Here is a 21,991-nt window from a genome sequence, read left to right on the forward strand (position 1 = left end):
CAGTGGGGCGCACCCGCGCGGCATCACGCGTTTGACACCCTGTCTCTAGAAATATATATAGTCTGTAGATTATTAGTCATCGGGTTGGCGAGGCAGGCAGGCTATGTCTTCTGGTATCAGGTTTGGCGTCTGGGCGCCGGTCCACGGGCCGCGCGCGGCCCTGAACGACCCGGAAGAGCCGTTCGATGCGTCCTGGGAGCACAACAAGGCCGTAATCGTGGAGGCCGAGCAGCTCGGTTTTCATTCGACCCTGATCGCCCAGCACACCGTTAATCCGCATCTGCCGGACAATGACCAGCTGGAAACCTGGACGGCAGCGGCGGCATTGGCAGCGCTGACCCGCCGGATCGAGATCATCGCCGCCATCAAGCCCTTCATCTTCCATCCCGTCTTCCTCGCAAAGATGGCGCTGCAGATCGAAAACATCAGCGGCGGCCGGTTCGGAATCAACCTCATCAATGCCTGGAACAGCGCCGAATTCGAGAAGGCGGGCATCGCTTTCGGCGAGCACGATGCGCGCTACGAGTATGGCCGGGAATGGATATCCATCGTCTCCCGGCTGATGGCAGGGGACAGCGTCACCCACAAGGGCACGCACTTCTCCATCACCGATTACAAGCTGACGCCGCGCGACCTGCATCGGGCACGCCCTTCGATCTATATCGGCGGCGAATCCGAGCCTGCACGGGCACTGGCCGCCGACCACAGCGATGTCTGGTTCATCAACGGCCAGCCGCTCGCCGACGTCGCCGCGCTGATCGCCGACCTGCGACGCCGCCCCCGCCGGGGGGCGCCGCTGCGCTTCGGCCTCTCGGCTTTCGTGATCGCGCGCGAGACCGAGACCGAGGCGGGCGAAGCCTATGAGCGGCTTATCGACCTCGCCAAGCAGGACGCGGATGTCCACGCGCTCCAGCGCAAGCATGCCGACCCGAAGACGGTGATGTTCCAGACCATGGCAAAGTCGGTGCGCGTGGGCACCAATGGCGGCACCGCCGCCGGGCTGGTCGGCTCCTACGACCAGGTGAGCGAGCGCATCCTCGCCTTTCACCGTGCCGGGATCGAGCTGTTCATGCTGCAGTTCCAACCGTTGCGCGTCGAGCTTCGGCGCTTCGCGGCGGAGGTCATCCCCCGCGTGCGCGCCGCCGGCGTGGTCGCGCCGGCTTTCGCCCTTTCCGACGCCTGAACCTTCCGCCACCCGACGAGAGAGAGCACGGCATGAGCGTCACCACGCAGTTCGTCGCCGCCGACGGCCGGACCTATTCGTCCGCGCCGTCGCCGGGCCTTCGGCTGGGGCAGAACAGTCTCGTCGCCCTGTCCTGGCTCGTGCCCGTGTTGCTGCTGATCACCTGGGAAGCGCTGGCGCGCTTTGGGTGGATCGAGCCGCACCTCCTGCCGGCGCCGAGCAAGGTAGCCGCGACCGCCTACAAGCTCACCGTCTCGGGCACGCTGCTGCACGACCTTTCAGTCAGCCTGCTGCGGGCGGCCATCGGCTTCGCGATCGGCGGCGGCATCGGGTTCGTGCTCGGCACGCTGGTCGGTTTCTCCCGCCTCGCCGAGGCCGTCATCGACCGCAGCGTGCAGATGGTACGGGCGATTCCCTTCCTCGCTGTGCTGCCGCTGGTCATCGTCTGGCTCGGCGTGGGCGAGGGACAGAAGATCTTCCTCGTCGCGCTGGGTGTGGCCTTTCCGATCTACGTCAACACCACGCTTGGCATAAGGCAGGTCGACCCGAAGCTGGTCGAGCTTGGCCGCGTGCAGGGGCTGAGCAATTGGGAGCTGATCGCGCGCATCATCCTGCCGGGCGCGCTGCCCTCCATCCTTACCGGCGTGCGCTTCTCGCTCGCGACCGCCTGGCTTGCCCTTGTGGTGGCGGAGACCATCGGCGCGCAGGCCGGCCTCGGCTTCCTCGCGCTCGATGCGCGCGAGTTCCTGCGCACCGATGTCATCGTGCTGACCGTCATCATCTACGCGTTGATCGGCGTCATCGCCGACAGTCTCGCCCGGCTGCTGGAACGCCGCCTGCTGCAGTGGCATCCGAACTATGGAGCCGGGCGATGACCGTGCAGCCGCGCGCCTCGGTGTTCCAGAAGAACGCCGTGGTGGTGTCCAATCTGCGCCGCGCCTATGGCGCGCGCACCGTCATCGACCGCCTCAACCTGGTGATCGGGCAGGGTGAGTTCGTCGTGCTGCTCGGCGAGAGCGGCTGCGGCAAGACCACGCTGCTGCGCGCCTTGGCAGGTCTCGACCCGGTCCAGGGCGGCACCATCGAGGTGCCGGGTCGCCCGGCAGTGGTGTTCCAGGAGCACCGGCTGCTGCCCTGGGAGACGCTGTGGCGCAATGTGACGCTTGGCCTGCACGCGGCCGATGTCCGTGCACGCGCCGCAGCGGCGCTGGGCGAGGTGGGACTGGGCGACCGGCTGGACGACTGGCCGCGCAACCTCTCCGGCGGGCAGGCGCAGCGCGTGGCGCTGGCCCGCGCGCTGGTCCAGGAGCCGAAGCTGCTCCTGCTCGACGAGCCCTTCGCCGCGCTCGACGCGCTCACCCGCCTGCGCATGCACGGCCTCGTGAAGGATCTCGTCGCCCGTCACCAGCCCGGCGTGCTGCTGGTCACCCACGATGTCGACGAGGCGCTCCGCCTCGGCGACCGCATCCTCGTGATGCGCCGGGGCGTGATCGCCGCCGAGCACAGGCTCACTCCCGACCGGGAGATCGCCGCCGCGCGCGCCGAGCTGCTGCGCGAGCTTGGCGTCGTCGTTGCCGGCGGCATCCCATCATCTCATTGATCGTAAAGGACGTTTCCATGTCGAGTTCCATCATCGCCCCCTCGCGACGCAGCTTTCTGGCGGCGTCGCTTGCCGGCGTCGCTGCAGCGGGTCTCCATGCCGGGCCGTCACTTGCTGCGAGCGGGCGCACCACCGATACGCTGCGCCTCACCTGGGGCTATTTCGGCCTGAGCTACCTCGCCAAGGAGCATGGGGCGCTGGAGAAGCGGCTGGCCGACCAGGGCATCAAGGTGGAATGGGTCGGGCCTTTCCCCAACCACGCCCCCACCATGCAGGCGGTGACCGGCGGGACGGCGGACTACGCCTTCGGCGGCAGCACCACGCCGGCGCTGGCGGCGATCCTCGCCGGCTCGCCGCTCGTCTTCACCCAGTTCTTCATCTACGAGCCGCGCACGACAGCGATCATCGCCAAGAAGAGCTCGGGCATCTCCAAGGTGGAGGACCTCATCGGCAAGTCGGTGGCGGTGAACCGTTCCGGTCTCGGCGAGTTTCTCGTCGTCGCCGCGTTGGAAAAGCACAATATCGACCGTTCCAAGGTCAATTTCGTCTATCTCAACCCGCCCGATGCCGCCCCGGCGCTAGCGGCCGGCAAGGTCGATGCCTGGTCGATGTGGAGCCCCGGCGTCGACATCGCCCGCGTCGAATATGACGCGCAGGACGTGTTCATCGAGGAGCGCGACCTGCCGTTCCAGATCGACTTCAACACCTATCTGACCCGCCGCAAATTCGCGCAGGAGAACCCCGACCTCGTCCGCGCCTTCAACGCCGCCATCGTCGCGGAGGCCGAGTGGGCAAACGCCAACAATGTCGAAGCGGAGACCATCGCCTTCAAGGGCCTCAAATACCCGGAAGCCGTGCGCGACCACTTCATCGCGCTCAACCGCAAATACACGCCCTATTCCGTCACCGACGAAGGCTTCCTCACCAAATTCCAGACCGCCGCCGACTGGCTGAGTGCGCGCAAGGTGCTGCCGGAACAGGTGAAGGTCACCGACTATGTGGCGGTGGTGTGAGGGCGCGATGAACAAGCCGATCGATGCGCTCTCCCTTCGCCCTCCCTCCGACGGGGAGACCGAACTGGCGCGGCTTCAGCCGCTGTTCGACCGGATCGAGGCGGGGGCCAGTGCGCGCGAGCGCGACCGGATCCTTCCCTTCGCCGAGGTCGCGCTGCTGCGCGAGGCGGGCTATGGCGCGCTGCGCCTGCCGCGCCCGGACCAGTCCGGGCTCACATTCCGGCAATTGCTGAAGATCGTCATCCGGCTCGGCGCGGCCGACTCCAATGTGGCGCACATCTTTCGCAACCATTTCACGGTGAACGAGCTCTATGTGCGCCGCGCGCGGAAGGGGCAGGGCCTCGTCTGGCAGGACGCCGTCGCGGGCGGCGCCATTTTCGGCCTCGGCAATATCGAACTGGGGGCCAAGTCGGCCGGTGGTGTCCTGCCCTTGACCACGATCGCCCCGGAGGGAGACGGCTTCCGATTGGAGGGCACCAAATATTACACCACCGGCACGCTCTATGCCGACTATGTGCTGGTGCGCGCAGCGACGCCGGACGAGCGGCTCGCCTCGGTCATCATCCCGGTGGCGCGTGAGGGAATCGAGATCGTCGACGATTGGGACGGCGTCGGCCAGCGGCTCACCGCCTCCGGGACGGGCCATTTCCGCAACGTGCGCGCCGAGAGCGCGGAGGTCGTCTTCGACGCCGACGGCGTAGGCTATGGCCACGCCTATTCCAACACGCTGGCGCAGCTCTATGTGACGGCCATCGTCGCCGGTATCGCCCGCGCCGTGGTGAACGATGCAAGGCGCCTTCTGCTGGGGCGGACGCGCACCTTCTATTACGCCACGGCCGAGCGACCGGCGGACGATCCGCTTCTGCAGCAGGTGCTCGGCGAACTGTCCACCGATGCCTTCGCGGCGGAGGCGGCCGTGCTTGCCGCGGCCGAGGCGCTCGATGCCGTCGGCACCGCGCGCGACAGCGGACGCGACGACGCGGACCTCGCGCACGACGCCGCCCTTGCCGCCGCGAGGGCCAAGCTCATCGTGGACGAACTGGCCATTCGCAGCGCGGGGCGCATCTTCGATCTCGCCGGCGCCAGCGCCGCCAGCCGCGCCAAGAACCTCGATCGCCACTGGCGCAACGCCCGTACGCTCGCCACGCACAATCCCGGCGTGACCAAGGCCGCCGCCATCGGCGCTTTCGAGGCGAACGGGACAAGGCTGCCGGCCAAGGGGTTCTTCTGATGCCACGCCCCGGCGTTCTCGGTGATCCCTTCGCGCCGCAGCGACAACCGGGCGGCTGACCGCGCTATCCGGGCGAGACCCGGCTTTCCCCCTGCCCATTTCTCGAAGTGTCCGACGGGTGCGTGAAAAGTGCGCGGAACGCCGCTTCCCGCTGGAACTCCCCTGCCTCGACGCCCGTACCATAGAGGATGGCGTCGAGCCCGGCGGTTTCGTCGCCGCTCACCGGCAGGCCCAGTTCTCGGCGGCGGCGCAAATAGGCCTGCGCCGCGCGGCGGATCGCGAAAAGGTCCGCGGATCGGGCCAGGAGCTTCAGCCGGCGACGCGTCGGGTCGACCGGCGACAGCCGCCGCAGATGGCGCAAGATGTCCGACCTCCGGCGCGGCGTCAGCCCGGCGATGCACAGGCCGAGCCCCGTCAGCCCGCCGGCGACGAGGGCGAGCAAGCCGGCCGCCGCCTGCGCCGCCGGAAGCCGTCCGCTGCCGCTGCGATTGTCACGGAAGCTGGCATAGCCGAAGGGAAGCGCCGGGATTTCCACCGTGCGCATCTGCCGGGTCACCGTGTCGAACCACGCGATGGCGACGGGGGGCAGCACGCCCGGCTCCCCGGTCGTGGGGCGTAGGTGCCATTCCCAGGTCACCGTCGTCACCGGCCCGTCCGGCATAGGCTGCACGGTGCGCTCCTCGGGGGCGGCGAAGCTGATCAGCCAGGGCGCGCGCAGGACGGGACGCGGCGGCAGCATGTGCGGCAGGGCGCCCTCCACCTTCAGCGTGACGCGGCGCACCAGAGTTTCACCGTCGCGCAGCGCCCCCGGCGCGGCCGACAACACATCCTCGACGGCGAGGCTGCGGGCGGAAAGCGGGGTTCCCTCCGCCGGGTACGGCGCCACGGCAAGGGCCAGCGGCGGCGCCGTCACGTCGAGCAGCGTGCGCAGGTTCCTTTCCCCGACCACAGTGAGATGATGGGTGACGGGCCCAAGGGTCAGCGCCCCGGCGCGACGGGGGAAGACGGCGAGGCGGCGCTCGAACACCCGGATGGTGCGCCCGCCAATCTCCTCGTCCCGCCACTGGTCGCGGGCAAGCTGCATCCAGTCATATTCGTCCGAGCTGGGGAAGCTCAACGTCTCCAGGGCGATGGTGCTGGTATATTCGCCCCGCAGCGTCACCGGGATCATCTCGCCGGCGACCGGGTGGCTCTGTTCCGGCACGATGAGGCGCAGGCTGTCGGCATGCGCGCCCCCGGCGAGGAGGAGCAGCAGCAGGACCATGCACTTCACCATCTCTCACCCTCCTCCGGCCGGAGAAGGCCGAGCCCGGCCCGGCGCTCATATTCCTTGCGCAGGCGCAGGCGCAGGAACTCGCCGGGATCGTCCGCCAGCGTGTCGAGCCACGCATCCGAGGCGAGGAAGCCGCGCGCCTCGATCGGCTTCTTCCAGGCGGGATCGGGCGTGCCGGCCATTGTCGGGCCGCCCGTCTCCGGCGCTTGCCCCAGGCCCCCATGGCCGGCCAGCCGTCCGGGCGCGACGGCGTCTCCCACGGTCTTGGGAACCATGGCATCGACGAGGTCACGCAGCCGGCGCGCCTCTTCATCCGACGGATTGGCAAAGAGCGCGGCATCGAAATAAGCGACGGCCAAGGCATGCTGGCCGGTCGCGGCGAGCGTGAGGGCGCGGTTGAAGGTCTGGCTGCGGCCCGCGTCGGCGAAGGCGGCGTCGGCGGCGGCGTAATCGCCGTTCCGGTAAAGCGCGAGGCCGCGCGCGCCCGCATCGTCAAGCAGCCTCGCCGCGCCCGGCGCGCCGGTCCAGAAGCCGAGGCGTCCCAGCGCGGCCGGGCCGGCGAGGAGGACGCAGGCGAGCCCAGCGGCCGCGATGAGCGCGATTCGGATGAGTGCCGGGCGATTCACGCGCGCCTCCGGAACAGGCCGAGCAGCGGGATGCCGGCCAGCGCGGCCAGCAGCGGGCCGAGATCGCGGAAGGTCAGGTTCGCCAGCGCCGGATCCGGGTTCAGCGCGCCCCCGCGCGACAGGCGCCGCAGCACCGGCTCGGGTGCGCGGGCGGGAGCCGCGACGCTTCCGAGGGTGCCGAGCGCGGCGCTGTCGCTGGTGCCGCCCGCCGCGCCGGCCAGGGCCAGGACGGAAAGGCGGACGCCGTCGCCGGCGAGGCGCCCGGCTTCTGCGCGCGTGGCGTCGTCGACGCCGCCGCCGTCGGAGATCAGCACGAGATCGGCATCCGGGCTCGCCTGCAGCATCCGTCGCGCGAGTGCCAGTGCGCTGGCGGGGCGGCTGCCATTGCCCGGCATGATGTCGCGCGCGAGCACCGCGATCTGGCTCTCCAGCGTCGCCGGGTCGGACGTGGGCGCCGCGACCTCATAGGCCTCGCCCGCATAGAGCAGCAGCCCCACCGGCCGCCCTTCGGCGGCAGCGAGAACCGCCGCCGCCGCCGCCTGGGCATCGGCAAGGGCCGGGCTTTCCGCGACGGAGGGCGACATGTCGAGGGCGATAAGGATCGCCCCGCTCCCCGCGAGCAGCGGCGCGTCGGCGCGCGGCACCGCCGGGCCGCAGAGGCCAAGGCACAGAAGAGCGGCGGCGGCCAGCGCGGCACGGCCACGGCTGTGGGCGCTTGCCTGCAGATGACCCAGTGCCCGCATCGCCGCGAACATGGCCGGCGGCATCACCCGCTCCCAGCCGCCGGCGGCGGGCCCGCGCCGCCACTGCCACAGCGCGAGGGCAAGCAGGAACGGCAAGGCGGCGAGCCACCACGGGCGCAGCAGGACGAGCTCGGTCATGTCCGCTTCCACGCCGCGAGCATCAGCACCAGCGCCAGCGCGGCGCCGCCGGGCCACATCCACAGCGGGCGCCAGTAGCGCAGCGGCGGTCGCCGCATCGGGTTGGGCTCGATCTGGTCGAGGGTCGCCGCCATGGCCTCGAGGTCTTCCATGCCGCGTACGCGGAAGCTCGTGCCGCCGCCGACCTCGGCAATCTCCCGCAGCGCCGTGGCATCCACGGCATCGCGCGCCGCCGGCTGGCTATCGAGATCGTCCGGGCCGAGCGCGATGGTGTGCACCCGCACGCCATGGCTGGCCGCGAGCCGCGCCACGTCGTTCGCCTGGACCTTGCCCGACGTATCCACCCCGTCGGACAGCAGGACGACGACCTTGTTGGTGGCGTCGCTGCGCAGGATCCGCCGCGTGGCCAGACCCAGCCCGTCGGATATGGCGGTGGAACGGCCGGAGATGCCGATCTGGGCGATGTCGATCGCGTGCGCCACGGAGTCAACGTCGAAGGTCGGCGGCTGCGCCACATAGGCGCGGTCGCCGAAGATCACCAGGCCGATCCGGTCGCCGCGCCGCGCCGCGACGAAGCGCGCGGCAACGCGCTTGACCGCATCCAGCCGCGACAATTGCCGGCCGTCGAGAACGAAGTCTTCCTTGAGCATGCTGCCGGACAGGTCGAGCGCCAGAAGGATCTCGCGGCCCGAGGCGGTCACGGCCTCCTTTGTCGCCGCGACCTGCGGGCCGGCGAGCGCCAGCACCAGTGCGATCCAGGCGGCGACCCGCAGCGCCATTCCCGCCCGATCTCCTTGTCCGCTCGCCGCACGCGCGGCGGCGAAGGCGCTGGCGCCGACGCGCAGCGAGGCGTCGCCCGCCGCGTTCACCGGCAGAAGAAAGCGGATCATCAGCGGCAGCGGCAGCAAAAGCAGGGCAAGCGGAAAGGCGAGTGTCATCGGCGCGCGCGCCTCGCGGTCAGGGCAATGCGCTCGATCGCCTCCGGTGCGAGCGGCGGCGCGCCGCCATAGGCCGTGGCCCGCAATTCGCCCGGCAGATGCCCGAGGATGCGTCCGATCGCCAGCACCCGCTCCTGCGGCGGCAAGGCGCGCGTGGCACGGATCAGCGCCCGCCGTGACGGCCGGCGTCCCAGGAACGGGATTGCCAGCACCGACAGGAGCGCGGCCAGCAGCAGCCCGATTCCGAACAGCGACATCATGTCGGCGACGTGGAGCTCCATCAGGGCGGGGGGCAGGCGGCCCTCCGGCAGGGCGGCGATCAGCTCAGCCTGCGTCATCGCCCAGCACCTCAAGGCCGACATTCAGCGCCCTCAGCCGCTGCGACAGCGCCGCGCGGTCAAAGGGGCGCAGCCGGGCGAAGCGGGTGAGCGCGCCGGCATGGATGGGCAGCGGCGACGACGGGGGCGTGGTCTCGCTCGGGTCGAGCGCCAGCAGGACCCGCACGCGCCGCCGCCGGGCGAGCCGGGCGAGCGCCGGCTCATCCTCCCGGGCGATGCCATCCGTGCCCGTCGCGATCATCACGTCGGCGCCCGGCGGGGCCAGCCGCGCGGCACGGATGAGCGCCTCGACGAGAGGAAGCGCGCCGCCGCCGCTTTCAAGGGCGTGGTCGTGTCGGCTGGCGAGCATGTGGCTGACGCGGATCATCTGCCGCACGCCGCCGCCAAACGGAATCGCCGTGACGCCGCCGGCGCCGACGCCGATCGCCGCAAGCGACGTGCCCTGCGCGACCGCCCGCCACCCCAGCAACGCAAGACGCCGCGCCGCGCGGACCGAGCGCAGCGTCGCGCCCGTGCCCCACAGCATGGGCGGGCGGAAATCCGCGATCAGCAGCAGCGTCTCGTCGCGGTCCTCGTGGAAGCTGCGGATGTGCGGCGTGCCGGTGCGGGCGGTGGCGGCGGGATCGATGCGGCGGGTATCGTCGCCTTCAGCGAAGGCGCGGATCTCCCGCAGATCCATGCCCGCGCCTGCCGGCTTCGCCGGCACCGCGCCGGGCCGGCGGGAGGCGGGAGGCGCGCGGCCGGCTCGCGGGGCGTCGCCGCGCAGCGCGAGCAGCTCGCCCGCCTGCAGCCGGATGCCCGGGACGTCGAGGGCGGTGTTCACCATGGCTCGACCAGGCGCAATATGTCGGTAACGAGGCTCCGCCCGCTTCGTCCCTCGCCGATGGCCGACCAGCTCGGTATCAGCCGGTGGGCGAGCGCATCGGGAGCGAGGGCGGTGACATCCTCCGGCAGCACATAATCGCGGCTCTTCAGCCAGGCCCGCGCCTGCGCGGCGGAGGCCAGCGCCAGCGTGCCGCGCGGCGAGATCGGATGCTCGACCCATTGCGCGACCGCGCCGCCCGGCCGCGACGCCATGACCAGCCGGACGATGAAATCCTTCAGCGCCGGTGCCAGATGCACCTGCGCCGCCTCCGCCTTTGCCGCGTGCAGGGTATCGGCGACCAGCGGGGTCGCACTTAGAGCCGGCGGCGCGAGGCGCTCGGCGGAGACGAGGTCGAGGATGGCGCGCTCCTGCTCGGCCAGCGGCAGGCCGAGGGAGAGATGCAGCAGGAACCGGTCCATCTGCGCCTCGGGGAGCGGGAACGTGCCCTCATGTTCGATGGGATTCTGCGTCGCCACCACCATGAAGGGATTGGGCAGCGGCCGGCTGACGCCGGCGGTCGTCACCTGGCCCTCGGCCATCGCTTCCAGCAGCGCCGACTGCACCTTGGGCGGCGCCCGGTTGATCTCGTCGACCAGCACCAGGGCATGGAACAGCGGGCCCGGCAGAAAGTCGAAGCCGCCGCTCTCGGGGCGGAACACCTGCGTGCCGGTGAGGTCGGAGGGCAGCAGGTCGGGCGTGCACTGGATGCGCGCATGGCTGCCGGGAAGATGGGCCGCGAGCCGCTTGACCGCACGGGTCTTTGCGATGCCGGGCGGCCCCTCGATCAGCACATGGCCGCCGGCGAGAAGGGCGATCAGCAGCCGCTCGACCATCTCCTCATGGCCGACCAGCCCGGCGGCAACCTCGGCGCCGAGCCGCGCGATCGGATGGCTCATGTCGTTCATGCGGCGACTTCCCTTGCCCGATTCCCCGGCCTTTCCAAGGATGTGGGCGGGCAGCGGCAGCCGCCAGAGAGGCCTTCCCGGCCGACCCGGGAGGATTGCCCGGTCAGACCGGCAAGCGGGCCAGGGCGCGCATGCCGCCTTCGAACGGCGCCAGCTCGAAGCTGCCGCCCAGCGCGTCCGCCCGCTCGCGGATGCCGAGCAGGCCGTAGCCGTCGCCGATCGCGCCGGCATGGCGGGGCGAGCCGTCATCGCTCGCGGTCAGCGTGATGTCGTCGCCGACCTCGATGCGCAGGGCGACCTGCGTGGGCGCGCCATGCCGGATCGCATTGGTCACGCATTCCTGCGCGATGCGGTAGAGGCTGAGCGCCAGCTCGTCCGGCACAGTGTCGAAGGCGCCGGTGAGTTCCAGCCCGAAGCGCACCCCCGGCACCCGCGTGCGCCAATCGGCGACGAGGCGCTCCAAAGCCGGGCGCAGCCCGAGATCGTCGAGGTCCGGCGGGCGCAGCCGGGAAAGCTCGGCCCGCAGGCTGTCCATCATCTGGCCGGTGATTTCGGCGATGCGGGCGCCGTCCTGCGCGGTGGTCTCGCCCGACTGGGCGATCGCCGCCGCCATGGCGCGGGTCGCCGTGAGGCATTGGCCGAATTCGTCATGGAGTTCGCGCGCCAGCGCCCGGCGCTCGCTTTCCTGCATGGTGAAGAGGCGGCGGGTCAGTTCGGTCCGCATGGCCTGAGCCTCCTGCAACGCCGCCGCCGTGTCGTTCACCGCCGTGCTCAGCCGGTCGAACTCCGCCACCCGCAGACGGGGCAGGCGAGCGGCGAAGTCGCCGCGCTGCAGCCGCTCGATGCCGTGCAGCAGCAGACGGAACGGCGCGAGCAGGCGGATCATGAGAAGCCCGGTGAGCAGCGCGCCGCCGATCGCCATCCCCACGGCGACCCGCATCAGATCGCCGGTGCGGGCCCAGGCGCGGGTGACGATGACGCCGGGATCGGCGATGGCGGTCACATAGGCGTCGGAGACATAGCGCGTGCGCACCGGCACCGCGACCGGTTCGGGCACGAGCCCGAGATGCTCCGCCAGCCAGACGAACCATTCCGGCGGGGTGGCGGCGGCGACATAGGGGCCGCAGCGCCGCTGGATCGGTTGGTCGCGGGGGCCGAGCTCGACGCAGATTCCCGGCGCGATGAGGCTCCAGGCGGGGAATTGCTGCCAGTCGCGGAAAACCGGCGTCGGCGCCACGCCGCCAAAGGCCAGCCCCTCGAAGCTCGGACGGGCGGCGATGGCGTCGGAGACGAGGGCGGCGGTGGTCTGAGCGTCGCGCCGCGCGGCGTTCGCCGTGTCCCACAGCACCCACCCCGCCGCGAGCACGACGGTCAACAGGCCGGCCGCCAGTACCCGCAACACCAGCTGGGGAAGCAGCCTGCGCATCACATCGCGTCGACCAGGCCGGCGCGCTGCGCCTTGAGCACCAGATCGGCATCACCCGAGGCGCCGAGCTTGGCCCGGATTTGCGACAGGTTGTTCTGCACCGTCTTGGACGACAGGCCGAGGCTGTGGGCGATGGAGCGCCCGTTCATGCCGCGTGCCAGCAGCAGCAGAATATCGTTCTCGCGCGGTGTCAGGCTGGCGAAGTCATCTTCCTCGAACGAGGTCCGGGCGAATTCCTGCGCCATGTCGGTAGACAGCGCGCGCCGCCCGCCCATCACCGTCACTATGGCCCGGGCAAGCTCGTCCGGAGGGCTGCTCTTCGACACGAATCCCCGTGCGCCCGCCGCCATAGCCTTGCGCGCGAAGATCGCGCCCTGATGCATCGACACGACGATGATGCGTGCCTGTGGATCGCGCGCCAGCAGCGCCTCGACCGCCGCAAAGCCGCCGCCGCCCGGCATCGACAGGTCCATCAGCACGATGTCCGGCCGGTGTTCCGCGAAGGCCGCCAGCGCCGCCTCGCCATCGCCTGCTTCGGCCACGACGCAAAAGCCGGGCTGGCGTCCGAGCAGGCGCCGGTAGCCCTCGCGCACGATGGGGTGATCGTCGACCAGGAGGATGCGGATCAGGTCCATGGCCGGAGGATAGCGCGGCCGGGCCCCGGCACAAATGGCGGATGCCGGTCGCTTCTAAAAGCGCGCGCGGGCGGGTCGGGGCGAGGCGGGTGAAGACACGCTACAGGCAGCGCACGCCGCGCCGAGCAAACTTCGCTCCGTTAAGTGCATGCAATAAGTGCATGCGAAATGATCATGCGGAACGAAATCCGGGCAACCATCGGCCGGCCCGTCGGGAGGCGTGGAACGCTAACGCATTGATCCGGCTAGCGCGCCGGCGAGCAGGGCAGCTGGCACACGACTTGCTTTCAATATCGTATGCACTCGATGCATGCGATATAATCCAGAAGCAGGGACAGATTCGATGCGCAGTTCACTTTTCACCGGCGACATCAGTCGTCGTTCCTTCCTGAAGGCTGGCGTCGCCGCCGGCGCGCTCGCCGCCACCTCACGCTGGTCGGCGGCGCATGCCGACGATCCGAAGGTGCTCAATTATCTCTCGTGGCCGGGCAATGCCGACCCCTATCTGGTCGAGCAGTTCGAGAAGGAAAACGGCGTCAAGATCCGCATCAAGGAATATGTCGGCGGCGACCAGATGCTGGCGGTGATCAACCAGTCGCCCCCCGGCTCCTTCGATGTCGTGCTGGCCGATGCCGAATATATGCACCTGCTGCACGAGGCCGACTTCATCGAGGAGCTGAACCCGGCGGATTATCCGCTGCAGGATTATTGGCCGGAATTCCAGAAATTCCCGCTGCACTGGTTCGACGGCAAGCTCTATGGCGTGATGACCGATTTCGGCTATCTCGGCCTGTCCTACAACACCAAGGAGTTCACCCCGAAGGAGGTGTCCTCCTATGCCGCGCTGTGGAGCGAGAAGGCGAAGGGCAAGGTCGGCTTCTTCGACTGGTATCTGCCCTCCATGGGCACGATCAGCCTCTCCAACGGCAACCGCCCGCCCTTCGACATCGACGCCGCGCATTTCGACGCCGTGAAGGAGAAGATGTTCTCGCTGAAGCCGCAGGCCTCGGGCTTCTACACCATCGCCGATATCTTCTCGTCGCTCACCAATGGCCGCGCCCAGCTGGTGCCCGGCATCGGCGAATGGATCACGCTGGGCCTGCGCATGAACGGCGTGCCGGTCGACACCATCATTCCCGAGGAGGGCGGCCTGCAATGGACGGAATCGCTGTCCATCGTGAAGGGCACGCCCAAGCAGGACCTCGCCCGCAAGTTCATCCAGTACACCACCTCGCCGGAAGGCCAGGTGAAGATGGCGACCAAGGTCGACAACAAGAAGTCGATCCCCTCCATCGCCGGCTGGAAGCTGCTCAACCAGACCATGCCGAGGGAAGCCGAAATCCTGCGGATGACGCTGACCGGCCCGAACGTCATGGACGAGTACAAGGCAAAGAGGATCCAGTTCCGCCAGCTGCCGGCGCAGCAGGAGATTTCCGACTGGAACGACGCCTGGAGCGAGTTCAAGAGCCTCTGATCCAACGCGGGAAAGGGAGCACCGCCATGATGGCCGCCTCCATGACGATGCGTGCCAGCGCCCTCCGGCGCTGGTTCCGGCTGCCGCGTGCCCGGATGAGCGGCTCCCCCGCCGTCCTGCCGGCCGCGCTCGGCCTTCCGGTGGTGCTCTGGCAGGCGGTATTCTTCGCGGCGCCGCTGGCCTTTCTTGTCGTCGTCACCTTCTGGCAGGTGAAGTCGTTCCGGCTGGAGCCGGCCTTTGTGCTGGACAACTGGACGCGCATCCTGTTCTCCACCACCTTCCAGCGGGCGCTGGTCCACACCTTCGCGGTGGCCGGCACGACGACGGTGCTGGCGCTCGTTCTCGCCTTTCCGGCCGCCTACACCATCGCCTTCCGCCTCAACACGCGGATGCGCGATCTCGCCGTCGCCTTTCTGGTGGTGCCGGTGTTCTCCAGCTACATGCTGCGCATCTATGCCTGGCAGATCGTGCTCAGCCCGGAGGGGGTGATCAACGCGCTGCTGGGAGCTATCGGGCTCGGGCCGCTGCCGCTGCTCGGCGGCGCCTTCTCGCTGCAGGTCGGCCTGCTGACGCTGACCCTTCCGATCGCGGTGCTGATCCTGGTCTTCGCCATGTCCGGCATCGACCGCACGCTGATCGAAGCGGCGGAAAATCTCGGCTGCCGGCGCGCGCGGGTGATCGCGCATGTGATCATCCCCTCGCTGCGGCCAGCGCTCGCGCTCACCGCCACGACGAGCTTCCTGCTCGCCTTCGGCGACTATATCAGCCCGCTTTTCATGACCGGCTCCAAGCCGCCGACGCTCTCCATCCTCATCGTCGACACGGTGAAGTCCGGCTCGCAATGGCCGCGCGCCTCGGTCATCGGGGTGTCCATGCTGGTGATGCTGGCGCTGGTGCTCGGCGTCGGCCAATGGCTGTCGCGCGGCCGCACCGCGCGCAGGGAGGCCGCATGATGAACCGCCGCCTCGCCACACGCCTGTCGCGTCTCGCCCAGTACAGCTTTCTCGGTCTGCTGTTCGCGTTCATCGCCACGCCGATGCTGGTCATCGTCGTGTTCTCCTTCGACGCCAACCGCTTCCCCACCGTTCCCTGGGGCGGGTTCAGCCTGGAATGGCACCGCGCGATCCTTGAAGATTCAATGATCCGCGAGGCGTTCGTCAACAGCCTGCTGGTCGGGCTCGGCACGGCCGTCATCGCCACCCTGCTGGGCTTCGCGGCGGCCTATATCGACTTCCGCTACCGCTTCCGTCTCAAGCTGCCCTTCGTGCTGCTGGTGGCGGTGCCGCCCGCCGTGCCGGCCACCATCCTCGGCATGGCGATGCTGGCCTTCCTGTCGCGCATCGGCCTGTTCGGGCGGCTGGAGACGGTGATGGCCTGCCATGTCGCCATCGCCACTTCCTTCGCCATGGCGATCATCCGGCTCCGGCTCAACGACCTCAGCCGGGATCTCGAACCGGCGGCCGGGAATCTCGGCGCCTCGCCGGTGGCGGCGCTGGTGCATGTGGTGATCCCGTTCTGCAAACCGGCGCTGATCGCGTCCTTCTTCCTGTCGGCGGCGGTGTCGTTCGACGAGTTCCTGATCGCCTGGTTCGTCGGCGGCGTGCACGAGACGCTGCCGGTGCGCATCCTCAACCTGCTGCAGGGGCAGGTGAACCCGAAGATCAACGCCATCGGCACGGTGGTGCTGGTCATCAGCGTGGCGCTGGTGCTTCTCGCCCAGCATTTCACCGGCGTACGCGCCGGCCGTCGTCCCCATTCATGACCGAGGAGAGTGACATGCCGACGCCGTTCATCGCGCTCGACAAGCTCGACAAGCGCTATTCCGACCACCATGCGGTGAAGTCCATCGATCTCGGCATCGCGGCGGGGGAGTTCATCGCCATCATGGGGCCCTCGGGCTGCGGCAAGTCGACCACGCTGCGGCTGATCGCCGGGCTGGACGAGCCGACGGGGGGCGACATCCGCATCGGCGGCGACAGCATGCGCGGCGTGCCGGCGTTCCAGCGCAACACGCCGATGGTCTGGCAGAGCCTTGCGCTGTTTCCCTTCCTCACCGTCGCCGAGAATGTCGCCTTTCCGCTGCGCATGCAGAAGGTCGGGTCGGCCGAGCGGCGCAAGCGCGCGCTGGAATGGCTGGACAAGCTGGGCCTTGCCAGCATGGCGGAGCGCAGCATCGCCCAGCTCTCGGGCGGCCAGCGCCAGCGCGTGGCGATTGCCCGGGCGCTGGTGACCGAGCCTTCCGTGCTGCTGCTGGATGAGCCGCTCTCCGCCCTCGACGGCCATCTGCGCGTGCGCATGCAGACCGAATTGTCGCGCCTGCACCGCGAGCTCGGCATCACCTTCGTCTATGTTACGCACGCCCAGTCGGAAGCCTTCGCGCTGGCCGACCGCATCGTCATCATGAGCGAGGGGCAGATCCAGCAGGTCGGCCGACCGCAGGATGTGTACCGCGCGCCCGCCAATGCCTTCGTTGCCGACTTCATGGGCATGAACAACATGGTGCGCGGCGAGGTACGGGGCGCCCGCGACGGGCTGCTCGACATTGCCGGCGCGCTTGGTGATTTCCGCGTGCCGGCGGCGGCCCCGCGGCCGGAAGGCGCGTGCGGCGATTTCGTCATCGCCGCCGACCGCATCTCGCTCGGTTCGGAAGCCGATGGCACGGGGCTGGCCGGAACGGTGATCGGGCTCGAATTCGTCGGCTCGACGCAGACCGTCTTCGTCGAGATCGAGGGCGGGGCGGAATTCCGCGTGCAGAAACAGCAGCACGAGATCGAGGCGCTGGACCTGGTGCCGGGCCGTAAGGTGCGGCTGAGCTGGGACGCGCGCCATGCCTGGCTGCTGCCGCAGGCGGCCTAAAACACTTCAGGAGGAGACCATCATGTACCGTGAAAACTTCATGCGCCGCGCCATCGCGATCTCGCGTCAGGCGCTCGACACGCCTGGCACCGAGCCGTTCGGCTGCGTCATCGTCAAGGATGGCGAGATCGTCGGCGAGGGGCTCAACCACTCGCTCGCCCATTTCGACCCGACCTCGCATGGCGAGGTCGAGGCCATCCGCGACGCCTGCCGCCGGCTCGAATGCGTCGACCTGACGGGGTGCGAGCTCTACACCTCCTGCGAGCCCTGCGCGATGTGCGTGGCGACAATGGAGGTGGCCGGCATCTCCGAGCTGTATTACGCGGCCTCGATGGGGCAGGCCGGCACCGCCTTCGCCACGCTGACCCGCGAGGAGCGGCACCCGATTGATGTCGACGCCCTGCGCAGGGTGGCCGGCGCCCCCATCGAGGAACGGGCGATGCCCTCGCAGCAGGCGATGGACGAGGAAGCCGTGGCGATCCTCGACAGCTGGGTGAAAGCGCGCAAGGTTGCCAGTGCCTCGGCCGACTGAACCATTGCATACGAACCTTCGAGAATTCGCATGAGCATGACGCGTGTCAAAAAGGGAGCCTCGCGCTCCGTCAACGACCCCACCGCGAAGGGAAAAGGTCCGCCAGCGGCGGGAGAGAACGCCGCCGTCTCGCGTACCGAAGCCGTTCAGGACGCGCTTCGGCAGGCCATTATCGAACAGCGGCTCCAGCCGGGGGCCAAGCTCCCGGAGGACGCCATCGGCGACGCCTTCGGAACCAGCCGGACCATAGCGCGCGAGGCGCTCGGCCGGCTCGCCGTGGAAGGACTTGTCGAACTGAAACCCAATCGCGGCGCCTTCGTCGCCAATCCGAGCCTGGATGAGGGACGCGACGTGTTCGTCGTCCGCCGGGGTCTGGAGCGCATCGTCACCGAATGTCTCGCCGGCAAGCTCAAGCCGGCTGAAGTCGCGGTGCTGAACGACCATGTCGCCCGCGAGCGCGCGGTGGCGGGGCAGAACGAGGTCGAATCCATCCGCCTTGCCGGCGAGTTCCACCTGCTGCTCGCCCGCCTCACCGGCAATCATGTGCTGGTGCGCTACGTGACCGAGGTAGTGTCGCGCTGCTCGCTCATCCTCGCCATGTATGGCCGCCCGCATTCCTCCGATTGCGGCGTCAGCGAGCATGTCGAGATTGTCGAGGCGCTGATCGCCGGCAATGCGGCGCGCGCCGTCGAACTCATGGACCACCATGTCGCGGCGGTGGCGAGCCGCGCCCTGCTGCAGGAAAAGACCGAGCGCGACATACGCGACGTGCTGGCACCCTATGCGGCGCGCATCAGGGGGCTCGAATGAGCATGCAGCGCGAGCCCGAAACCGATTCCATCGCCTTCGATTTCAAGAGCCTGAGCGAGCGCGAACGCTACAAGCTGATGATCGGCACCATCGTGCCGCGTCCCATCGCGCTGGTAACCACCGTCGATCCGCAGGGCAGGGTCAATGCGGCGCCGTTCAGCTTCTTCAACTGCCTCTCGGCGGATCCTCCCATCGTCGCGCTGGGCGTCGAGAACCACGCCGACATGTCGTTCAAGGACACGGCGCTGAATGTACGCCTGACGGAGGTGTTCACCGTGAACATCGTCTCCCACGCCATCGCCGAAGGCATGCATCTGTGCGCGGCCGATTTCCCGCCCGGCGCGGACGAGCTGGCGGCGGCCGGCTTCACCGCCGTGCCCGGCGTGAAGGTGGCGTCCCCGTGGATCCGCGAGGCGCCGGCCGCGTTCGAGTGCAAGCGCTACCTCACGCTCGAACTCGGCAAATCGCGCCAGATCATCCTCGGCGAGATCGTCTATGCGCATTACCACGCCGATGTGGTCGACACGGAGCGCCTGCGCATCGACCCGGCCCGGCTGGATGCGGTGGCGCGGCTGGGGGGCAGCACCTGCAGCACGATCCGCGACCGCTTCGACATGCCGACGCCGAGCTTCGCCGACTGGAGCCGTCCACCGCGGCAGCCGGCAGGCGGCGAGTAGCGCCGGCAGGAAACGGGCAGGGCCGTGGCAGAGATGGAAGGCGCGCCGGACGGAACGGCTTCCTCTCACCCCCTTCGACGAGGCGAGGCAAGGCGAGACGCCATGACCTCGGCGGCAGAAGCCATCCCCCTGTGGCCACACAGCACTTCCCTTGGCGCTGGCGAAATGGCAGTTTGGCGTCCCGGTATTGCTTGGTTAGCACCCTTCATAAATGCTCAAACTCGCCTTCCTTCTGATCGGCGCGGAATCGTTCCGCGCGCGATGGTATGTCATCGCCGTGCTCGGCGGTGTGTTCGTCACTTTGGCGGTCCTGCTGGCAATCGATGCCTCGGACGGCGTGACGGTTGCCACGCAGGAGGCGCTTGGCCTGATCTTCGTCATCAACGGGCTGCTGGCGTTGCTGGTGTTTCTGGGGAGAACCGGCGGCGCCATCCGCTACCTGCTGTTTCTCAAGGCCGCCGCCCTGTTGCTGGTCGGAATTCTGATCATCCAGCCGCCGGTCTCGACGGAATGGGCGCTCGCCGGCCTGTTCGGCCTCGCCTTCATCCTCGACGGGCTGTGCCGCATCGCCACAGCGCTCGTTGTCCGTTTCGCAGGCTGGCGGACGATGATAGCGATCGGGGCGATCGAACTCGCCATCGCCGGCCTTATCCTCACCCAATGGCCGATTCCGCATAATCGCAACATTCCCTTCTGCATCAGCATGCTGCTGGCGCTATCGGGCTGGCTGCTGTTCCGCATCGGGCTGATGTTCCGCACGCTGGAGAGCGAGGCCGCGATCCTGTCGCTGCCGCTCTTCGGCGGGCGCGGCTGGTACGACAACGCCCCGGTCCTGGTCGAGACGGGCGAGAGCGCGACCTCGGAGCATCCCATGATCGTGCATGTCTGGACGCCCGTGGGCTCCGCCTATGCCGCCGAGCGGCGTCTCGTGGTCGATCGCTATATCGCGGCACTGGACGGCCATGGCGTGATCTCCACCGGCCATGCCGCGCTGGAGATGCCGCCGGACCTCTATATCAGCCACTACCCCGCCATGGAGGTGGAGCGCTCCAGCGAGGACTTCATCGGCTCGCTGCGGGCCGCCGGCGAGAACGATGTCGAGGGGCGCTTCCAGCCCTCCTACCAGTACGAATCCGAGTGGTGGTGTCCGGCGGACGCGAATGTCGAGTTCCGCAACTTCAACCCGCGTCGCCTGCGTGCGCTGTGGGCGGGCTACAAGCAGGACAACACCTACAACCTCACCAACCGCAACTGTTCCGTCGTGGTGGCGCAGGCGCTCGATGCCGCCCTCGAAGGGGCGATGGCCACCCGCTTCCCGTGGCTGCGCCTGCTTGTTCTGCTGACCAATCCTGACATCTGGGTGGCTGCGATGATCCGCAGCCGCGCAAATTCGGCGACCTGGACCCCGGGGCTGGTGCTCGACTATGCCCGCACCATGGCGCGGATCGTGGAAAAGGGCGAAGTGCCGTGGGGGCAGCGCCTGCGTGGTTTCCTGAAGCGGAGCCGGCTGGGGCCGGCAGACGTCAACGCGGCGCACCCGGTATGAATTCGTCCCTTTCCACCGGGCAGCCTGCCAGCCTGTTCTCGCGCGCCGCCGTGATCGCCACGGCGATGATGTTCGGCCTGACCTACAGCCTGAGTGCGGCGCTGATCGCGCTCGACCTCACCGCGCGCGGGCTGAGCGAGACCATGATCGGCGCCAATGCGGCCATGCACGCGGTAGGCGTACTGGTCACCGCCATGCTGCTGCCGCGCATCGTCGCCTATTTCGGCATACGCCGGCTGGTCATCATCGCGCTGGTGGGGGCCGCTCTGGTGTTGAGCGCCTTTCCGGCCATTCCTCTCATCTGGCTCTGGTTTCCGCTCCGTCTCGTGCTCGGCATGATGTCGGAGATCCTGTTCGTGCTGTCGGAGGCCTGGACCAACAGCCTGAGCACGGAGGCCACGCGCGCCCGGGCCATGGCCGCCTATACCGCCGCGCTTTCGGTGGGCTTCGCCCTCGGGCCGCTGATCCTGTCCATGGTCGGCTCCAGCGGCGCCACGCCCTATCTCGTCGGCGCCGCCATCGCCCTGCTCGCCGCCGGGCTGGTCGCCTCGCCTAGGGTCCAGGCACCGGTGTTCGACGAGCCGGCCAGCGGAAGCCCACTCCGCTTCATCCGGCTCGCGCCGGTCGCGATTTCGGCGGTGGTGCTGAACGCGGCCATCGAGACCGCCGGCCTGTCCTTCCTCGCCATCTATGCCGTCAATCTCGGCTGGGAGGAGAGCGGTGCCACCCGGCTGATGTCCTGCATGATGATCGGCGCCATCCTCCTGCAACTGCCGATCGGCTGGCTCGGCGACAAGGTGGACCGGGTCAAGCTGGTGATCTGGCTGGCCGTGGCGTCGGCGCTGGGCGCGCTGGTCTGGCCGCTCGCCTTGCAGAACGAGGTGGCCACCTATGCGCTGCTGTTCGTCTGGGGCGGGGCCTTTGTCGGCATCTACACCATGATGCTCACGCTGGTCGGCAGCCGCTTCAAGGGAGCCGAGCTGATCGGCATCTACGCCGCCATGGGGCTGATGTGGGGCCTCGGCGCGCTGCTCGGGCCGCTGCTGGCGGGTCTCTCCATGGACCTCACCCTGCACGGCCTCGCCTTCTTCACCGCGGCGGTCTGCGGCGCATTCGCGCTGTTCGTGACGCTGAACCGCCGTAGCGGCGGCTGAACGAAACGCGGCACCCTCGCGCGGCCCT

The 21,991-nt window shown here is 69.0% G+C and carries 23 protein-coding genes; 14 read left to right on the forward strand and 9 right to left on the reverse strand.

Annotation, left to right across the window (positions count from 1 at the left end; all coding sequences use genetic code 11):
* Positions 1-103 precede the first annotated feature (103 nt).
* Genes ACQY76_RS11445 through ACQY76_RS11465 form a run of 5 tightly spaced genes read left to right on the forward strand, consistent with a single transcriptional unit; the run spans position 104 to position 5,027 of the window.
* Positions 104-1,183: an LLM class flavin-dependent oxidoreductase gene (locus tag ACQY76_RS11445; protein WP_428028864.1), complete on the forward strand. Its 1,080-nt coding sequence runs from the start codon at positions 104-106 to the stop codon at positions 1,181-1,183.
* A gap of 32 nt (positions 1,184-1,215) precedes the next feature.
* Complete coding sequence (locus tag ACQY76_RS11450; RefSeq protein ID WP_428028865.1) at positions 1,216-2,058, forward strand: ABC transporter permease subunit; 843 nt, start codon at positions 1,216-1,218, stop codon at positions 2,056-2,058.
* Positions 2,055-2,783 (forward strand): ABC transporter ATP-binding protein, encoded by a 729-nt coding sequence (locus ACQY76_RS11455; RefSeq protein ID WP_428028866.1) that lies wholly within the window; start codon positions 2,055-2,057, stop codon positions 2,781-2,783. Before ACQY76_RS11450 ends, ACQY76_RS11455 begins: the two co-directional genes overlap by 4 nt.
* Positions 2,784-2,800: 17 nt before the next feature.
* Complete coding sequence (locus tag ACQY76_RS11460; RefSeq protein ID WP_428028867.1) at positions 2,801-3,796, forward strand: NrtA/SsuA/CpmA family ABC transporter substrate-binding protein; 996 nt, start codon at positions 2,801-2,803, stop codon at positions 3,794-3,796.
* Between the two features lie 7 nt (positions 3,797-3,803).
* Positions 3,804-5,027 (forward strand): acyl-CoA dehydrogenase family protein, encoded by a 1,224-nt coding sequence (locus tag ACQY76_RS11465; protein WP_428028868.1) that lies wholly within the window; start codon positions 3,804-3,806, stop codon positions 5,025-5,027.
* A 64-nt stretch (positions 5,028-5,091) separates the two neighbouring features.
* Here ACQY76_RS11465 and ACQY76_RS11470 read toward each other — a convergent pair whose 3' ends face one another.
* From ACQY76_RS11470 to ACQY76_RS11510, 9 genes are all read right to left on the reverse strand, one after another.
* Complete coding sequence (locus ACQY76_RS11470; RefSeq protein ID WP_428028869.1) at positions 5,092-6,303, reverse strand: hypothetical protein; 1,212 nt, start codon at positions 6,301-6,303, stop codon at positions 5,092-5,094.
* Positions 6,297-6,926: a hypothetical protein gene (locus tag ACQY76_RS11475; RefSeq protein ID WP_428028870.1), complete on the reverse strand. Its 630-nt coding sequence runs from the start codon at positions 6,924-6,926 to the stop codon at positions 6,297-6,299. The genes ACQY76_RS11470 and ACQY76_RS11475 overlap by 7 nt, the downstream gene beginning before the upstream one ends.
* Positions 6,923-7,807, reverse strand: a complete 885-nt coding sequence (locus ACQY76_RS11480; protein WP_428028871.1) for a vWA domain-containing protein — start codon at positions 7,805-7,807, stop codon at positions 6,923-6,925. Before ACQY76_RS11480 ends, ACQY76_RS11475 begins: the two co-directional genes overlap by 4 nt.
* A complete protein-coding gene (locus ACQY76_RS11485) occupies positions 7,804-8,745 on the reverse strand; it encodes a VWA domain-containing protein (protein WP_428028872.1) in 942 nt (313 codons plus the stop codon). The genes ACQY76_RS11480 and ACQY76_RS11485 overlap by 4 nt, the downstream gene beginning before the upstream one ends.
* Entirely contained in the window at positions 8,742-9,083 is a 342-nt protein-coding gene (locus tag ACQY76_RS11490; RefSeq protein WP_428028873.1) for a hypothetical protein, read from the reverse strand. The genes ACQY76_RS11485 and ACQY76_RS11490 overlap by 4 nt, the downstream gene beginning before the upstream one ends.
* A complete protein-coding gene (locus tag ACQY76_RS11495; RefSeq protein ID WP_428028874.1) occupies positions 9,070-9,909 on the reverse strand; it encodes a DUF58 domain-containing protein in 840 nt (279 codons plus the stop codon). Before ACQY76_RS11495 ends, ACQY76_RS11490 begins: the two co-directional genes overlap by 14 nt.
* The gene (locus ACQY76_RS11500) at positions 9,903-10,853 is read right to left on the reverse strand and encodes an AAA family ATPase (RefSeq protein ID WP_428028875.1); all 951 of its coding nucleotides are present in this window, start codon (positions 10,851-10,853) and stop codon (positions 9,903-9,905) included. The genes ACQY76_RS11495 and ACQY76_RS11500 overlap by 7 nt, the downstream gene beginning before the upstream one ends.
* Before the next feature lie 103 nt (positions 10,854-10,956).
* Positions 10,957-12,279: a histidine kinase gene (locus tag ACQY76_RS11505; RefSeq protein ID WP_428028876.1), complete on the reverse strand. Its 1,323-nt coding sequence runs from the start codon at positions 12,277-12,279 to the stop codon at positions 10,957-10,959.
* The gene (locus ACQY76_RS11510) at positions 12,279-12,914 is read right to left on the reverse strand and encodes a response regulator (protein WP_428028877.1); all 636 of its coding nucleotides are present in this window, start codon (positions 12,912-12,914) and stop codon (positions 12,279-12,281) included. The genes ACQY76_RS11505 and ACQY76_RS11510 overlap by 1 nt, the downstream gene beginning before the upstream one ends.
* A 343-nt stretch (positions 12,915-13,257) precedes the next feature.
* Here ACQY76_RS11510 and ACQY76_RS11515 point away from each other — a divergent pair, with 343 nt between their 5' ends.
* The 9 genes from ACQY76_RS11515 (at position 13,258) to ACQY76_RS11555 (ending at position 21,963) form a co-directional block, all read left to right on the forward strand.
* Positions 13,258-14,388 (forward strand): ABC transporter substrate-binding protein, encoded by a 1,131-nt coding sequence (locus tag ACQY76_RS11515; RefSeq protein WP_428028878.1) that lies wholly within the window; start codon positions 13,258-13,260, stop codon positions 14,386-14,388.
* A 26-nt stretch (positions 14,389-14,414) separates the two neighbouring features.
* Positions 14,415-15,341: an ABC transporter permease gene (locus tag ACQY76_RS11520; protein WP_428028879.1), complete on the forward strand. Its 927-nt coding sequence runs from the start codon at positions 14,415-14,417 to the stop codon at positions 15,339-15,341.
* Positions 15,338-16,150, forward strand: coding sequence for an ABC transporter permease (locus tag ACQY76_RS11525; protein WP_428028880.1), 813 nt, complete (start codon positions 15,338-15,340; stop codon positions 16,148-16,150). The genes ACQY76_RS11520 and ACQY76_RS11525 overlap by 4 nt, the downstream gene beginning before the upstream one ends.
* A gap of 14 nt (positions 16,151-16,164) precedes the next feature.
* A complete protein-coding gene (locus ACQY76_RS11530; protein WP_428028881.1) occupies positions 16,165-17,244 on the forward strand; it encodes an ABC transporter ATP-binding protein in 1,080 nt (359 codons plus the stop codon).
* Positions 17,245-17,266: 22 nt separating this feature from the next.
* Positions 17,267-17,776: a nucleoside deaminase gene (locus tag ACQY76_RS11535; RefSeq protein WP_428028882.1), complete on the forward strand. Its 510-nt coding sequence runs from the start codon at positions 17,267-17,269 to the stop codon at positions 17,774-17,776.
* Positions 17,777-17,806: 30 nt separating this feature from the next.
* The gene (locus tag ACQY76_RS11540; protein WP_428028883.1) at positions 17,807-18,586 is read left to right on the forward strand and encodes a GntR family transcriptional regulator; all 780 of its coding nucleotides are present in this window, start codon (positions 17,807-17,809) and stop codon (positions 18,584-18,586) included.
* 2 nt (positions 18,587-18,588) lie between these two features.
* Entirely contained in the window at positions 18,589-19,263 is a 675-nt protein-coding gene (locus ACQY76_RS11545) for a flavin reductase family protein (RefSeq protein WP_428032993.1), read from the forward strand.
* A gap of 211 nt (positions 19,264-19,474) precedes the next feature.
* Positions 19,475-20,809, forward strand: coding sequence for an HdeD family acid-resistance protein (locus tag ACQY76_RS11550; RefSeq protein ID WP_428028884.1), 1,335 nt, complete (start codon positions 19,475-19,477; stop codon positions 20,807-20,809).
* Entirely contained in the window at positions 20,806-21,963 is a 1,158-nt protein-coding gene (locus ACQY76_RS11555; protein ID WP_428028885.1) for an MFS transporter, read from the forward strand. The genes ACQY76_RS11550 and ACQY76_RS11555 overlap by 4 nt, the downstream gene beginning before the upstream one ends.
* The last annotated feature ends 28 nt before the right edge of the window (positions 21,964-21,991 follow it).

This window comes from Ancylobacter sp., from assembly GCF_965279025.1.
Taxonomy (GTDB): domain Bacteria; phylum Pseudomonadota; class Alphaproteobacteria; order Rhizobiales; family Xanthobacteraceae; genus Ancylobacter.